At 65.6% G+C, this 15,205-nt stretch carries 14 protein-coding genes; 8 read left to right on the forward strand and 6 right to left on the reverse strand.

Features of this window, described 5'->3' with window-relative positions:
* The first annotated feature begins 25 nt into the window (after positions 1-25).
* The 5 genes from glgC to AWJ14_RS01645 all read left to right on the forward strand — a co-directional run bounded on the left by glgC (position 26) and on the right by AWJ14_RS01645 (position 7,015).
* On the forward strand, positions 26-1,297 hold the full coding sequence (gene glgC / locus AWJ14_RS01625; protein ID WP_066173991.1) for a glucose-1-phosphate adenylyltransferase: 1,272 nt from the start codon (positions 26-28) through the stop codon (positions 1,295-1,297).
* The gene (gene glgA / locus AWJ14_RS01630) at positions 1,294-2,745 is read left to right on the forward strand and encodes a glycogen synthase GlgA (protein ID WP_066173994.1); all 1,452 of its coding nucleotides are present in this window, start codon (positions 1,294-1,296) and stop codon (positions 2,743-2,745) included. The genes glgC and glgA overlap by 4 nt, the downstream gene beginning before the upstream one ends.
* A complete protein-coding gene (locus AWJ14_RS01635; protein WP_066173996.1) occupies positions 2,742-4,370 on the forward strand; it encodes an alpha-D-glucose phosphate-specific phosphoglucomutase in 1,629 nt (542 codons plus the stop codon). Before glgA ends, AWJ14_RS01635 begins: the two co-directional genes overlap by 4 nt.
* A complete protein-coding gene (gene glgX / locus AWJ14_RS01640; RefSeq protein ID WP_425349602.1) occupies positions 4,334-6,343 on the forward strand; it encodes a glycogen debranching protein GlgX in 2,010 nt (669 codons plus the stop codon). Before AWJ14_RS01635 ends, glgX begins: the two co-directional genes overlap by 37 nt.
* A 183-nt stretch (positions 6,344-6,526) precedes the next feature.
* Positions 6,527-7,015, forward strand: coding sequence for a MaoC family dehydratase (locus AWJ14_RS01645; protein ID WP_066174001.1), 489 nt, complete (start codon positions 6,527-6,529; stop codon positions 7,013-7,015).
* 28 nt (positions 7,016-7,043) lie between these two features.
* Here the strand turns inward: AWJ14_RS01645 and AWJ14_RS01650 are convergent, their stop codons facing one another.
* The 5 genes from AWJ14_RS01650 to AWJ14_RS01670 are packed head-to-tail and all read right to left on the reverse strand — an operon-like array spanning position 7,044 to position 12,542.
* Entirely contained in the window at positions 7,044-7,598 is a 555-nt protein-coding gene (locus AWJ14_RS01650; protein ID WP_066174005.1) for a sarcosine oxidase subunit gamma, read from the reverse strand.
* Complete coding sequence (locus AWJ14_RS01655; RefSeq protein WP_066174011.1) at positions 7,591-10,587, reverse strand: sarcosine oxidase subunit alpha; 2,997 nt, start codon at positions 10,585-10,587, stop codon at positions 7,591-7,593. Before AWJ14_RS01655 ends, AWJ14_RS01650 begins: the two co-directional genes overlap by 8 nt.
* Positions 10,584-10,907, reverse strand: coding sequence for a sarcosine oxidase subunit delta (locus AWJ14_RS01660; protein ID WP_066174015.1), 324 nt, complete (start codon positions 10,905-10,907; stop codon positions 10,584-10,586). The genes AWJ14_RS01655 and AWJ14_RS01660 overlap by 4 nt, the downstream gene beginning before the upstream one ends.
* 14 nt (positions 10,908-10,921) lie before the next feature.
* On the reverse strand, positions 10,922-11,278 hold the full coding sequence (locus AWJ14_RS01665; protein WP_066174019.1) for a cupin domain-containing protein: 357 nt from the start codon (positions 11,276-11,278) through the stop codon (positions 10,922-10,924).
* Between the two features lie 10 nt (positions 11,279-11,288).
* A complete protein-coding gene (locus AWJ14_RS01670; RefSeq protein WP_066174023.1) occupies positions 11,289-12,542 on the reverse strand; it encodes a sarcosine oxidase subunit beta family protein in 1,254 nt (417 codons plus the stop codon).
* A gap of 337 nt (positions 12,543-12,879) precedes the next feature.
* Between AWJ14_RS01670 and rpsU the strand changes: the two genes are divergently transcribed.
* From rpsU to AWJ14_RS01685, 3 genes are all read left to right on the forward strand, one after another.
* Positions 12,880-13,110, forward strand: coding sequence for a 30S ribosomal protein S21 (gene rpsU / locus AWJ14_RS01675; RefSeq protein WP_066174026.1), 231 nt, complete (start codon positions 12,880-12,882; stop codon positions 13,108-13,110).
* A gap of 121 nt (positions 13,111-13,231) precedes the next feature.
* Positions 13,232-14,095 (forward strand): tetratricopeptide repeat protein, encoded by an 864-nt coding sequence (locus AWJ14_RS01680; RefSeq protein ID WP_066174029.1) that lies wholly within the window; start codon positions 13,232-13,234, stop codon positions 14,093-14,095.
* Positions 14,096-14,297: 202 nt separating this feature from the next.
* Complete coding sequence (locus AWJ14_RS01685; protein ID WP_066174032.1) at positions 14,298-14,798, forward strand: DUF992 domain-containing protein; 501 nt, start codon at positions 14,298-14,300, stop codon at positions 14,796-14,798.
* 128 nt (positions 14,799-14,926) lie between these two features.
* Here the strand turns inward: AWJ14_RS01685 and AWJ14_RS22635 are convergent.
* Positions 14,927-15,205: NAD(P)(+) transhydrogenase (Re/Si-specific) subunit beta (locus AWJ14_RS22635; protein ID WP_245304088.1), on the reverse strand; the 279-nt coding region annotated here is incomplete at its 5' end.

The raw sequence follows: 15,205 nt of genomic DNA on the forward strand, positions 1-15,205 counted from the left end.
GAACCGGAACGAAGGGGAGGACCGTATGGACTACAAGAGGGCCCAGCCACTGGCGCGAGACGCCATGGCCTATGTTCTGGCAGGCGGCAGGGGGAGCCGGCTCAAGGAGCTCACCAACCGGCGCGCCAAGCCCGCCGTCTATTTCGGCGGCAAGTCGCGGATCATCGATTTCGCCCTGTCCAACGCGCTCAATTCGGGCATTCGCCGCATCGGGGTTGCGACCCAGTACAAGGCGCATTCGCTGATCCGTCACCTGCAGCACGGCTGGAACTTCCTGCGTCCGGAACGCAACGAAAGCTTCGACATTTTGCCCGCGAGCCAGCGCGTGTCGGAAACCCAGTGGTATGACGGCACCGCCGACGCGGTCTACCAGAACATCGACATCATCGAGAGCTACGATCCCGAATACATGGTCATCCTCGCCGGCGACCACGTCTACAAGATGGATTATGAGCTGATGCTGCGCCAGCATGTCAGCGCCGGCGCCGACGTGACCGTGGGCTGCCTAGAGGTGCCGCGCATGGAGGCCACCGGCTTCGGCGTCATGCATGTCAACGACAAGGACGAGATCATTGCCTTCGTGGAAAAGCCCGCTGACCCGCCGGGCATGCCCGACAAGCCGGACATGGCGCTGGCCTCAATGGGGATCTACGTCTTCAACACAAAATTCCTGATGGACGAGCTGCGCCGCGACGCCGCCACCCCCGGCTCGACACGCGACTTCGGCAAGGACATCATTCCCTACATTGTCAAGCACGGCAAAGCGGTCGCCCATCGCTTCGCCGAATCCTGCGTGCGCGAAACCCCGGAGAAGGAAGCCTATTGGCGCGACGTGGGCACCATCGATGCCTATTGGCAGGCCAATATCGATCTGACCGACATCCTGCCGGAACTCGACCTCTATGACCGCTCCTGGCCGATCTGGACCTATGCCGAGATCCGGCCGCCGGCGAAATTCGTCCACAACGAGGAAGGCCGGCGCGGCACGGCGCTGTCCTCGCTGGTGGCGGGCGACTGCATCATCTCCGGCGCGGAGGTGGTCCAGTCGCTGCTGTTCACCGGCGTGCTCTGCCGGTCCTACTCCAAGCTCAACGAAGCGGTGGTGCTGCCCGAAAGCGTGATCGGCCGGCACGCCAACCTGTCGCGGGTGGTGATCGACCGCGGGGTGAAGATCCCCGCGGGCCTGGTCGTCGGCCAGGATCCCGAGCTCGACGCCAGCCGCTTCTTTCGCACCGAATCGGGCATCTGCCTGATCACCCAGGACATGCTCGACCGCGCGGGGTTGTTTTACGAATGAGAGTTCTTTCCGTGGCCTCCGAGGTCTATCCGCTGGTCAAGACCGGCGGGCTCGCCGATGTCGCGGGCGCCCTGCCCGCGGCACTCGCGGCTTACGGGGTCGACATGCAGGTGCTGCTGCCCGGCTACAAGCAGGTGATGGCAAAGCTGCCCAATCCTGTCCGGATGCTCGAGATCCCCGAGCTGTTCGGGACCAGCGCCTCGGTGCTCGCCTGCCGGATCGACGGCGTGCAGTATCTGGTGCTCGACGCACCGGAACTCTACGACCGCGACGGCGGCCCCTACACCGATGCTTATGGCGCGGATCACCCGGACAACTGGCGCCGGTTCGCAGCCCTCTCCCGCGCCGCCGCCATCATTGCCGAGAAGGGAATCGAGCGCTGGATTCCCGACATCGTCCATGCCCATGACTGGCAGGCCGGCCTGGTCCCGGTCTATATGCGCCATGGCGCGGCGGCCGCCACGCCGACGGTGATGACGGTGCACAATCTCGCCTTCCAGGGCCAGTTCGGCGCCGATATCTTTGCCTGGCTCGGCCTGCCGCAATCGGAATTCGGGATGGACGGGATCGAGTATTACGGGGACGTAAGCTTCCTCAAGGGCGGGCTTCAGGCCGCCTCGGCGATCACCACCGTGAGCCCGACCTATGCGCAGGAAATCCGCACCCCCGCCTTCGGCATGGGTCTCGACGGATTGATCAACGCCCGCGCCGATGTGCTGCACGGCATCGTCAACGGCATTGACACCGAGATATGGGACCCATCCACCGATCCGCTGATCGAAGGCCACTTCACGCTGTCGCGGCTCAAGAAGCGGCAGGTCAACCGCACGGCGCTGGCCAACAAATTTGGCTTCGCGGATACCGACGGCCCGGTGTTCACCGTGGTCAGCCGGCTGACCTGGCAGAAGGGCATCGACGTCCTGGCCGAGGTCGCCGACGACATTGTCGCCATGGGCGGCAAGCTCGCGGTGCTGGGAGCCGGCGACCCCGCGCTCGAAGATGCCCTGAAGGACGCCGCGAGCCGCCACCCCGGCAAGATCGGGCTGGCGCTCGGCTATGACGAGCACCTGTCGCATGTGATGCAGGCGGGCGGCGACGTCATTCTGGTGCCCTCCCGGTTCGAGCCCTGCGGCCTGACCCAGCTCTATGGCCTGCGCTACGGCAATGTGCCGCTGGTGGCCCGCACCGGTGGGCTCGCCGACACGGTCATCGATGCCAACGAGGCGGCCATTGCCGCGCGGGTGGCGACGGGCTTCCAGTTTTCTCCGGTCAGCGCCGATGCCCTGCGCGAGGCCTTGAGGCGCGCGGTCCGGGCCTTTGCCGATCCCAGGATCTGGGTGCGGCTGCAGAACCAGGGCATGAAGGCCGATGTTTCCTGGGACCGCAGCGCGCTGCGTTACACCGGTCTTTATGCCGATCTCCTTGCCCCGAAGAGAGAACCCTCATGATACGGACCCACTCCGTCACCCCCTTCAAGGACCAGAAACCCGGCACCTCCGGCTTGCGCAAGAAGGTGCCGGTGTTCCAGACGCCCGGCTATACCGAGGCCTTCATCCAGTCGGTGTTCGACAGTCTCGACGGCTTCAGGGGCAAGACGCTGGTGATCGGCGGCGACGGCCGATTCTACAACCGCGAGGTCATCCAGACCGCGATCGCCATGGCGGCGGCCAACGGCTTCGGCCGCGTGCTGGTCGGCCAGGGCGGCATCCTGTCGACCCCTGCCGCCTCGCACCTGATCCGCAAGTCCGGGGCCTTCGGCGGCCTGATCCTGTCGGCGAGCCACAATCCCGGCGGGCCGACCGAAGATTTCGGCATCAAGTACAATATCGGCAATGGCGGCCCGGCACCCGAGCAGATCACCGAGGCGATCTATGCGCGCTCGCAGGTGATCGACCGCTACCTGATCGCCGAGGGAGATCCCGTCAATCTCGACAGTCTCGGCACATTCGAGCGCGCCGGCATGACCGTCGAGGTGATCGATCCGGTCAGCGACTACGCGGCACTGATGGAGACGCTGTTCGATTTCGACGCGATCCGCGATCTTATCAAGGGCGGGTTCCGGGTCACTTTCGATGCCATGCATGCCGTGACCGGGCCTTATGCGACGGAGATCCTGGTCAACCGCCTGGGCGTCGACCCGGCATCGGTGCTGAACGCCACGCCGCTCGAGGATTTCGGCGGCCATCATCCCGACCCCAACCTGGTCCACGCCAAACACCTGCTCGACCTGATGATGGGGCCTGATGCACCCGATTTCGGCGCGGCGTCCGACGGCGACGGCGACCGCAACCTGATCATCGGCCGCGGGATCTTCGTCACGCCGTCCGATTCGCTCGCGCTGCTTGCCGCCAATGCCCATCTCGCCCCCGGCTACAAGGACGGGCTCAAGGGTGTGGCCCGCTCGATGCCCACCAGCGGCGCCGCCGACCGGGTGGCGGAGAAGCTCGGCATCGAGATGCACGAAACGCCCACCGGCTGGAAATTCTTCGGCAACCTGCTCGATGCCGGCCGCTGCACCATCTGCGGCGAGGAAAGCGCGGGCACCGGATCGGACCATGTGCGCGAAAAGGACGGGCTCTGGGCCGTGCTGCTCTGGCTCAATATCCTCGCGGTCCGCAAGCAGAGCGTGATGGAGATCGTCGAGAAGCACTGGGCAGAGTACGGGCGCACCTATTACTCCCGGCACGACTACGAGGCGATCGACACCGACAAGGCCAACGGGCTGATGGCCGCGATCGAAGGCAAGCTCGACAGCCTCGCGGGCACCCGGCAGGGAGCGCTCACCGTCGAGAAGGCCGACAGCTTCACCTATCACGATCCGGTCGACGGTTCCGTGAGCCGCAACCAGGGTCTCCGGATCTTCTTCGAGGGCGGATCGCGGCTCGTCTTCCGGCTGTCGGGCACCGGCACCTCGGGCGCCACGCTCCGGGTCTACATGGAGCGCCATGAACCCGATCCGGCCCGCCACGGGCAGGAGACGCAGGCGGCGCTGGCCCCGGTGATCGCGGCTGCGCAAGCGCTGGCCGGGATCCGTGAATGGACCGGGCGCGACGCCCCCACCGTCATCACCTGATGCGCGATTCGGCTTCCTTTGATGCTCCGCCGACGCGCGGCGCGGAGATCGCAGACGGCGGTGTCCGCTTCAGCGTTGAGGCGCCTTCGGCCACCTCGGTCCATGTCTGCCTGTACGACGACAGCGATGCGGAGACCGCACGCCACCGGCTCTCGGACCTCGGCAACGGCCTGTTCTCCGTCTTCGTTGCGGATCTTGGCGAGGGTGCGCGCTACGGCTTTCGCGCCGACGGGCCCTGGCAGCCGGACAAGGGACACCGGTTCGATCCGTCAAAACTGCTGGTCGATCCTTATGCGCGCCGCATCGACCGCCCCTTCGTCTACGATCCGCGCCTGGGCGAGCACGGCACCGACACGGCAGAACTCGTTCCCAAGGCGATCGTCGAGCACCCGCTTGCCGCGCTCCCTGCCGAACGCCCCGACAGGGAACCCGGCGGGCTGATCTACGAGTTGCCGGTGCGGGCCTTCACCCTGCTTCATCCCGACATTCCACGGGCCGACCGCGGCACGCTCAGGGCGCTCACCTATCCTCCGGTCATCGAGCATCTGCGCGCGCTGCATGTCTCGGCGGTCGAACTGATGCCCGTTGCCGCCTGGATCGACGAGCGGCATCTGGCGCCGCTGGGGCTCAGCAATGCCTGGGGCTACAATCCGGTGACGATGCTGGCGCTCGATCCGCGGCTGGCGCCGGGTGGCATTGCGGATCTGCGCGCAGCGGTGGCGGCGCTGCATGCGGCCGGGATCGGCGTGATCCTCGATGTGGTCTTCAACCACACCGGCGAAAGCGATACGGGCGGACCGACGCTGTCGCTGCGCGGGCTCTCCAACGCAACCTATTACCGCCATGACGCCAACGGAACGCTGATCAATGACACCGGCTGCGGCAACACGCTCGCCTGCGACCGACCGGAAGTGCAGGATCTGGTGCTTGCCGCCATGCGCCATTTCGTGACTCAGGCCGGGATCGACGGCTTCCGCTTCGATCTCGCGCCGATTCTCGGCCGCAACGGACACGGCTTCTCCGCCGAAGCGCAGATGCTGCGCCGGATCGAGCAGGATCCGGTGCTCGCGACCAGCCTGCTGATCGCCGAGCCTTGGGACATCGGTCCGGGCGGCTACCAGCTCGGCAATTTCGGTCCGCGCTGGCTGGAATGGAACGACCATGCCCGCGACGACATCCGCCGGTTCTGGCGCGGCGACGCCGGCCTGACCGGGATGTTCGCGACCCGGCTCGCGGGCTCGTCCAACATTTTCGGCAAGGGCGGCGCAAGCAGGACCCGCAGCGTCAATTTCGTGGCCGCCCATGACGGCTTTTCGCTCACCGACATCGTGGCCTATGAGACCAAGCACAATGAGGCCAATGGGGAGGACAATCGCGACGGCCACAACGACAATTGTTCCTGGAACAACGGAGTGGAAGGGCCGAGCGACGATCCGGCAATCCTCGCCGCGCGCGAAGCCGACGCCCGCGCCCTGATCGCCTCGCTGTTTGCAAGCCGCGGGGCGATCCTGCTCACCGCCGGCGACGAATTCGGCCACAGCCAGGGCGGCAACAACAATGCCTATGCCCAGGACAACGCGCTGACCTGGCGCGACTGGGGCAAGATCAACGAAGACCGGCTGGCCTTCACCCGCGCCTGGGCGGAGTTCCGGGCGAAGTCCGAGCTGCTGACCCGGTCCGAATTCCTTGAAGATGCTACCGATGCCGGCGACCAGGACCATGCCGCCTGGCTGACCCCGGAAGGGGAACCGATGACGGCGGGGCACTGGGAGGACGGAGACCGGAAGTGCTTCACCATGGTGCTCGGCAAACCCGGGGAACGGATCGCGATCGCCTTCAACCGCGGCCATACCGAAATCCGCTGCCGCCTGCCCGCGAGCCCGGCGAGCTGGCGCCCCGCCACCCCGGGGGCGAATGCGGAGGGATTGGTGCCGCCGCGCGCGGTGCTGTGCTGGCAGGAACGCCCGGCCTGACGCGTTCGACTGCAAGTGCCGACCCGATTTCGCCGCCAAAGGCGTAAAAGCTGTGGGATTTGGCGTCGATGGCGCTTTCGGGTCGCCCCCTTGCCATGAAGGGATGCAATGATGGCGCCCTCGCATTAAGAATGCCGCGCGCCGATTCATCGGCCGCAGGCAATTCTCAGACAGGGGGCCTTTGTGCAGAACGAGATCTCAATCACCGACATTCCCGGCCTGGTGGGCCAGGAAGTCGGCACCTCCGACTGGATGGAGATGCCGCAGACACGCATCGACCTTTTCGCCGATGCCACCGACGATCACCAGTTCATCCATGTCGATCCGCAACGGGCGGCCGAAACGCCGTTCGGCGGCACCATCGCGCATGGCTTCCTCACCGTCTCGATGCTGTCGGCCATGCACGCCAACGCGATCCCAAAGCTGCGCGAGGACAATTTCGGCATCAATTACGGCTTCAACAGGATCCGCTTCATGGCGCCGGTGCCCGCCGGCAGCCGCATCCGCGGGCACTTCGTGCTCAAGGAAGCCCGGTTGCGCGGGCCGGGCCGGCTGATGATGACCTTCGACGTGAGCGTGGAGATCGAGGACACGCGGAAGCCCGCCCTGACCGCGAACTGGCTGACCATCATCCAGTTCGATCCCGAGATCTGGCCCAAGACCGACGACTGACCGCAGCCGCCGCCCCGGGCTCGCCTCGTCACGCGAGGCAGTCGCGGGCGCCGACGCTCAACAGCTCGAAGGCATAGGTCGAAAACGACCGCCAGCACTCGACCCGGTAATCCTCGTCGCCGGTGCGGATGATCACCACTTCGATCTTGCCCAGGACCGTGCGGCTCGCGGCCCCGACCGGAAACACAGCGTCGGTCAGGTTCTGCGGGCATCCCGCCTCGAGCGTGGCGCGCGCACCCGCTCCCGAGAGCAGGATCGCGGTGTTGCGGTGGGACACGTCGACGGCCGAGTGCAGCACCTTGGCCTTGCCGAGATCGGCGAGCGGGTCTCCGCCTTCATCGATGATCAGCCATTCGTCCGGACCGAGCCAGGCGGCAAGCCGCCCCGGCAGCGCGCCGGACGTGGTCTTGGGGGCCAGCGGCAGGTCGAGACCGAGCGCCTTCGACAGCGCTTTGACATCGGACGGACCGGCGCGCAGCGAGACCCGCGCGGCGGGGGCCGCGGGCGTGATCCTGACCCCGGCCGAGCCGGCAATCCGGCCCTCGAGCGGATGGATGCGGTGGGCGTGAGCGGTGTTAGCCATGGAGGCGCACTCCCTCTTTGTCGATGAATACGGTGTCGGTGACTTCGACCTCGATCGTCCGGTCGGGCATCGGCACGTAAAGTGTCTTGCCCTTGAGCGCGCGACCATCGGCCACCAGTGCCATGGCGATCGACCGGCCGCAATTCTCCGTCCAGTAGGACGAGGTGACATGGCCGATCATGGTCATCGGCACCGGCTGGTTGGGATTGGCGACGATCTGCGCGCCTTCTTCCAGAACGACAGACGGGTCGCGCGTGAGAAGCCCGACGAGCTGCTTGCGGCCGGGAGCGACCAGATCCGGCCGCTTCATGCCGCGGATGCCGACGAAGTCGGGCTTCTTCTTCGCCACCGCCCAGTTGAGCCCGGCGTCATCGGGCGTCACCGTGCCGTCGGTGTCCTGGCCGACGATGATGTAGCCCTTCTCCGCGCGCAGCACATGCATGGTCTCGGTGCCGTAGGCGCAGGCGCCGAGCGGCTCGGCCTGCGCCCACAGCGCCTTCCACACCGCGTCGCCGTGATCGGCCGGTACATTGACCTCATAACCGGCCTCGCCGGTGAACGACATCCTGAACAGACGCGTCGGCACGCCGCAGATCCTGCCTTCACGGACGCTCATATGCGGCATCGCCTCGTTGGAGAGATCGATGCCCTCGACGAGCGGGGCGATGATCTCGCGCGCCTTCGGGCCCTGGACGGCGATCACCGCCCATTGTTCGCTGGTCGAGGTGAGCCAGACTTTGAGATGCGGGAACTCGGTCTGGAGATAGTCCTCCATATGCGACAGCACCCGCGGTGCGCCGCCGGTGGTGGTGGTGACATGGAACCGGTCCTCGGCCATGCGCCCGACCACGCCGTCGTCATAGATGAAGCCATCCTCGCGCAGCATGATGCCGTATTTGCAGCGACCCGGCTCGAGCTTGTCCCAGCTGTTGGTGTAGAGCAGGTTGAGGAAGGCGGCCGCATCGGGGCCGACCACCTCGATCTTGCCGAGCGTCGAGGCATCGAACAGGCCTGCCACCTCACGCACCGTGCGGCACTCACGGTTGACCGCCTGATGCATGTCCTCGCCGGGGCGCGGATAGTACCAGGCGCGCTTCCACTGGCCGACATCCTCGAACACCGCGCCATGGGCCTCTTCCCAGCCATGCATCGGCGTGCGCCGGGTCGGGTCGAACAGGGACCCGCGCGCATGGTTGACAATGGCGCCGAAGGTGACCGGCGTATAGGGCGCGCGGAACGTCGTCAGCCCCACCTGCGGCAGGGGCTTGCCGAGCGTTTCGGCCGCGATCGCCAGGCCGTGGATGTTGGAGGTCTTGCCCTGGTCAGTGGCCATGCCGTTGGTGGTGAAGCGCTTCACATGCTCGATCGAGTGCATGCCCTCGCGCACCGCGAGGCGGATGTCCTTGGCGGTCACGTCGTTCTGGAAATCGACGAAGGCCTTGACGCTGGTCTCGGCGCCGGCGCCGCCGGCGGCCCCCATCATGCTGCCGGCCCAGGAGGCGGAGATGGCCGATCCCGGCGCGCCCCAGGCCTTCGTGCCCGAAGCACCCGCCGCTTTCGCAGCCGCAAGTCCGGCCTCGGCTGCCCCCTCAAGGGCATCGGCCAGATCGTCGACACCGTTGCAGGCGCCCACGCTCACGCAATCCTGCACATGTTTGCCGGGCAGGAAGCGCTTGCTGTCCTCGTCCCAGACCACCTTGCCGCGCGACTGCGAATACATGTGCACCGACGGCGTCCAGCCCGCAGACATGATCAGCGCATCGATGGCGATCGAGCGGGTCGAGCCGCCCGAGGCGCGGCCGACCTTCATCGATTTCACACGCAAGGTCCCGGAGGTGTCGAGCACGCACTGGCCCGCCAGCACCTCGATGCCGAGTTCCTTGGCACGCGCCAGCAGCGCCGGATCCAGATCGGGGCGCACATCGACGATGGCCGGAACCGAAACGCCAGCCTGCTTGAGGTCGAAGGCCGTGGCCCAGGCCGAATCGCAGGCGGTGTAGACACCGACCTTGGCGCCGACGGCCACGCCGAAATGGTTGAGGAAGGTGCGCGCCGCCGAGGCCAGCAGGATGCCCGGCCGGTCGTTGTTGGCAAACACCATGTGCCGTTCGATCGCGCCGGTGGCGATCACCACCTGCCTGGCGCGCACCTGCCACAGCCGCTCGCGCGGCAGCGCCGGGTCGGGATTGGCGAGATGCTCGGTCACCCGCTCGACCAGGGCCACATGGTTCTGCGCTTGGTAGCCGAAGGCGGTGGTGCGGGTGAGCACCCGGACATTGGCCATGGACCTGAGTTCCGCCGTCGCTGCCTGCGCCCAGTCCCAGCCGGACACGCCGTCGATCTTCGCATCGGCGTCGTGATGGAAGGCGCCGCCGGTCTCGGGCTGTTCGTCGCACAGGATCACCGAAGCGCCGGCATGGGCGGCTGCCAGCGCCGCCGACAGGCCAGCCGCACCGCCGCCGATCACCAGCACGTCGCAATGGACGAAGTGGTTGGCGTAGTGATCGGGATCGGCCTCCTTGGGCGACACGCCGAGACCCGCCGCCGCACGCACGATCGGTTCGTAGAGATGCTTCCAGGCCGCCTTCGGCCACATGAAGGTCTTGTAGTAGAAGCCCGCGGCAAACAGCGGCGAGGCAAGATTGTTGATCGCGCCGACATCGAAGGCGAGCGAGGGCCAGCGGTTCTGCGACCGTGCCTGCATGCCGTCGAACACTTCCTGCACGCTGGCGCGCACATTGGGCGTGCGCCGCGCGGCGTCGCGGCCGATGTCGATCAGCGCATTGGGCTCTTCCGGCCCGGCCGAGAGCATGCCACGCGGGCGGTGATATTTGTAGGACCGGCCGGTCAGATGAATGCCGTTGGCAATCAGCGCCGCAGCAAGCGTGTCGCCCTCGAGTGCCGTGAGCGCCTTGCCGTCGAAGGTGAACCGCACGGTTTTGGCGGGCGTGAGCCGGCCCCTGCCCTTTATCCGGTTTGCGCCGCTCATGACCGGGCTCCCTTGACCAGCAACTCGCCGTCTTCGCCGCGCTCGACCTCGAGCCGGGGTTCGCCGGACTTGTAGGTGGCGACGAAGCGGTCGCTCACCGTGTCTCGCACCGCGTTGAAAAACCGCGCGCAGCCGTGCACGTGGCGCCAGCGCTCATGGGTGACGCCCTTCGGGTTGCTGCGGATGAAGAAGAACGCCTCGAACGCCTCGTCGCTGATGTCCGCGATGTTTTTCGGCCGCTCGATATGCGCCTCGCCCATGTTGCGGAATTCGAGCTCGGGCCGCTCTTCCTGGCAGTAGGGACAATGGATCAGGAGCATGGATGTGTCCTTGGTCAGATCTTGGTTTTGACGACGGCGGTTTCGGGATCGCCGGTGTTCGGCGTGCCGGCCGGTTCGATGATGATCAGATGGGTTTCCTCGTCCGCGCGCGGGCAATGCTCGACGCCCTTGGGCACGACATACATTTCACCGGGGCCGAGCACCACGTCGCCGTCCCGCATCTGGATGGTCAGCCGTCCCGACAGGACCAGAAACAGATCGTCGGTATCGGGATGGGAGTGCCAGTTGAATTCGCCATTGACCTTGACCACCATCACGTCATGACCGTTAAAAGCGGCGACGATCTTGGGCGACCACAGGTCGTTGAACCCCGAAAGCTTTTCGGCGAGATTGATCGCTTGAGCGCTCATGGCCACCCCCTCAATGCGCGACGGCGGCGGCTGCCGCCTCGTCGATCAGCCGCCCGGTCTTGAAGCGATCCAGCGTGAACGCGGCATTGATTTTGTGCGGCTCGTCGCGGGCGATGGTGTGCGCGAACACATGCGCCGAACCCGGCGTCGCCTTGAATCCGCCGGTGCCCCAGCCGCAATTGACATAGAGCCCCTTGACCGGCGTCTTCGACAGGATCGGCGAGCGATCCGGCGTCACGTCGACGATGCCGCCCCAGGTCCGGAGCATCTTCATGCGGGTGAAGATCGGGAACATCTCGCAGATGGCGTCGAGCGTGTGGCTCAGGATGTGCAGCCCGCCGGTCTGGGAATAGGAGGTGTACTGGTCGGTGCCCGCCCCGATCACCAGTTCGCCCTTGTCCGACTGCGAGATATAGGCGTGCACGGTGTTGGACATCACCACGCAGGGGAAGATCGGCTTGACCGGTTCGGAGACCAGCGCCTGCAGCGGGTAGCTCTCGAGCGGCATGCGGATGCCGGCCATTTCCATGAGCACCGAGGTATGCCCGGCCGCCACCACGCCCACCTTCTTGGCGCTGATGACGCCGCGGCTGGTGTCGACGCCGGTGACCGCACCGTCGGCCCCGCGGCGGATGCCGGTGACTTCGCAGTTCTGGATGATGTGCACGCCCATGGCGGCTGCCGCGCGCGCATAGCCCCAGGCCACCGCATCGTGGCGGGCGGTGCCGCCGCGCCGCTGCAGCGCCGCGCCGACCACCGGATAGCGGGCCGACTGGTGGATATTGAGCGGCGGACAGAAGGCCTTGGCCTCTTCGGGCGTGAGCCACTCATTGTCGATGCCGTTGAGGCGGTTGGCATGGATATGGCGCTTGAACACCTGGGTGTCGTGCACATTGTGGGCCAGCATCATCACGCCGCGCGCCGAATACATCACATTGTAATTGAGGTCCTGCGAAAGCCCGTCCCAGAGCTTGAGCGCATGGTCGTAGAGGCCGGCGCTCTCGTCATAGAGATAGTTCGACCGGATGATGGTGGTGTTGCGCCCGGTATTGCCGCCTCCGAGCCAGCCCTTTTCCAGCACCGCGATATTGGTGATGCCGTGCTCCTTGGCCAGGTAATAGGCGGTGCCGAGCCCGTGTCCGCCGGCCCCCACGATGATGACGTCATACCCCTTGCGCGGTTCCGGCGAGGTCCATTGCGCGGGCCAGCCCTTGTGGCCGCGCAGTGCCTCACGGGCGACGGCGAAAGCAGAATATTTGCGCATGTCGGTCTTGGCTCCAATAGCTTCGGGTGAACCTGTCCCAGCAAAAGCAAATTCATCGCACCGACATCGGCTCTTTTGCGACTTCTGAAAGCCCCTGAATGTCGCAGTGCGTTATGTCGCAGCCCTGCCCGGATTGGCGCAGTCTGCCTTTCATGGCATAGGGACGGGATGGAAAAATACCTGGCGAGCGCGATTGTCAATCCGCCAAGGACTGGACTTCATGCTTTGAAACTGGTATTTGCCCACTCAATCGTAACGCCCCAGGCCGAACGACGTGTGTTTGTTTGTTCGCCAGGGTTGTTCCAACCAACCAAAAACTTGAAGGAACGGGATTAACGTGCAGGTACTTGTCCGCGATAACAATGTTGATCAGGCGCTCCGCGCTCTCAAGAAGAAAATGCAGCGCGAAGGCATTTTCCGCGAAATGAAGATGCGTGATTTTTATGAGAAGCCGTCGCAGAAGCGCGCGCGGGAAAAGGCCGAAGCCGTCCGCCGGGTTCGCAAGCTGGCGCGCAAGCGCGCACAGCGCGAAGGCCTGATCGGCGGCGGTCGTTCGTCCGCACGCTGAGACAGCCGTTTTTTCGCCCTTATGGGGTTGCAGGAATGTGAGGCGGAGACGTTGATTCGTCTCCGCCTTTTCAATTTGGCGGATCCGGTTCGGCCGGGATGAACGAGTTGGGGCACTGGCGATGCGGTTTACAGCGGCGACGGACACGACAGACAGGCGGATCGGCCAGGGGCGCACCCTCCTGTTGGCTGCCGCTTGCGGCCTTGCCATCGCCGCCCTCTCCGGCTGTTCGACGACGACGCCGATCGACGCGATCTCTATCGACAAGACCCAGGGCACGAACGAGAACATCTCCTCGCTGACCGATGTGATTCGCCGCAATCCCAGCGATCCGGAAGCCTACAATGTGCGCGGCGCCGCCTATGGCCGCTCCGGCCAGTTCCGCAACGCGCTCGACGACTTCAACAAGGCGCTGCAGCTCAACCCGCGCTTCTACCAGGCCTATGCCAATCGCGCCCTGATCCACCGCTCGATGGGCAACGCCGCGGAAGCCGCCAACGACTACAATCGCGCCCTGCAGATCAACCCGCGCTACGATGTGGCCTATATCGGCCGGGGCAATCTCTATCGCCAGGCCGGGCGCCTGAACGAGGCGATGACCGACTACAATCGCGCCATCAACCTGCAGACCACCGATCCGCGCGCCTACCACAACCGCGGCCTGATCAAGCAGACCCGCGGGCAGCATCCGCAGGCGATCGAGGATTTCTCCACCGCGATCTCGCTCGCGCCGAATTCGCCCGAGCCCTACAATGGCCGCGGCATTTCCTATGTCGCGCTCAACGATGACGACAATGCCTTCGCCGATTTCAATCGGGCCGTCGAACTCGACCAGCAGAATGCGGAATCCTGGGCCAACCAGGCGCTGATCTACGAGCGCCGCGAGGACTTCAAGCGCGCCGCACGCTCCTATGCGCGCGCCGCCCAGCTCGACCCCAAATACCGCCCCGCGCTCGACGGTCTGGCCCGCGTTCGCGGCCGCTGAGGCTTTCGCACCCCCTTTTTGTCCCGCCACTGACCCGCACACCGGCATGGCCGGCGGCATGAAGGCCGTGTGGCTCGCCTTGACCTGTTGGCTGTTTCCGCCCGCGGCTGATCTCCCCGAAGGCGCAGGTGCGCCTCGCGGAACCATTCCATCCCTGCCCCGTTGTCATGCCGAACCCAACAGACTGGAAAGTGAGTTCAGCATGATCAAGACAACGAAAGCCCTCGCCGCCGCCACCATTCTCGCCACCGCCGCGCTCGGCGCCGCGACCGTCCCCTCCAAGGCCGACAGCGTTGAGGTGGGCCTGCTTGAATGCGTCGTCGAGGGCGGTTCGGGCTTTGTCTTCGGTTCCTCCAAGGACCTGTCCTGCGAGTATACGCCCGCCAATGACAGCCAGCCGAAGGAAGCCTATTTCGGTGTCATCAACAAATACGGCATCGACATCGGCGTGACCGGCACGACCGTGATGGCATGGGCGGTTCTCGCCCCCACCACCGATTTCGAATACCAGCCGGGTTCGCTCGCGGGCGACTACACCGGCGTGAGCGCCGAAGCTTCGGCCGCTGCCGGTGCCGGCGTCAATTTGCTGGTCGGCGGTTCGGACAACACCTTCTCGCTGCAGCCTGTCAGCGTCCAGGCCCAGGAAGGGGTCAATGTCGCCGTCGCCATTGCGGAACTGCAGCTGCGTTCGGCGGCCAACTAAGCCAACCGACTGCACCCGGAAGGATCCTCCCCTTCCGGGCGCAGGCGTGCGCAATGCGGCATGAAAAAAGCGGCCCGGTCTTCGCAACCGGGCCGCTTTTTGTTGTGTCGTAACGCTCTGGCGAAACCTTAGTGGTCGATCGCCTTGACGATATCGTCGGTCATCTTCTTGGCGTCGCCGAGAAGCATCATCGTGCCGTCCTTGTAGAACAGCGTGTTGTCGATGCCGGCATAGCCCGAGCCGAGCGAGCGCTTGACGAACAGGCAGGTGCGGGCCTTGTCGACATCGAGGATCGGCATGCCGTAGATCGGCGAGGACTTGTCGTCGCGCGCAGCCGGGTTGGTCACGTCGTTGGCGCCGATGACGTAGGCGACGTCTGCCTGTGCGAATTCGGAGTTGATGTCCTC

Source organism: Parahoeflea olei (genome assembly GCF_001703635.1).
GTDB lineage: Bacteria > Pseudomonadota > Alphaproteobacteria > Rhizobiales > Rhizobiaceae > Hoeflea > Hoeflea olei.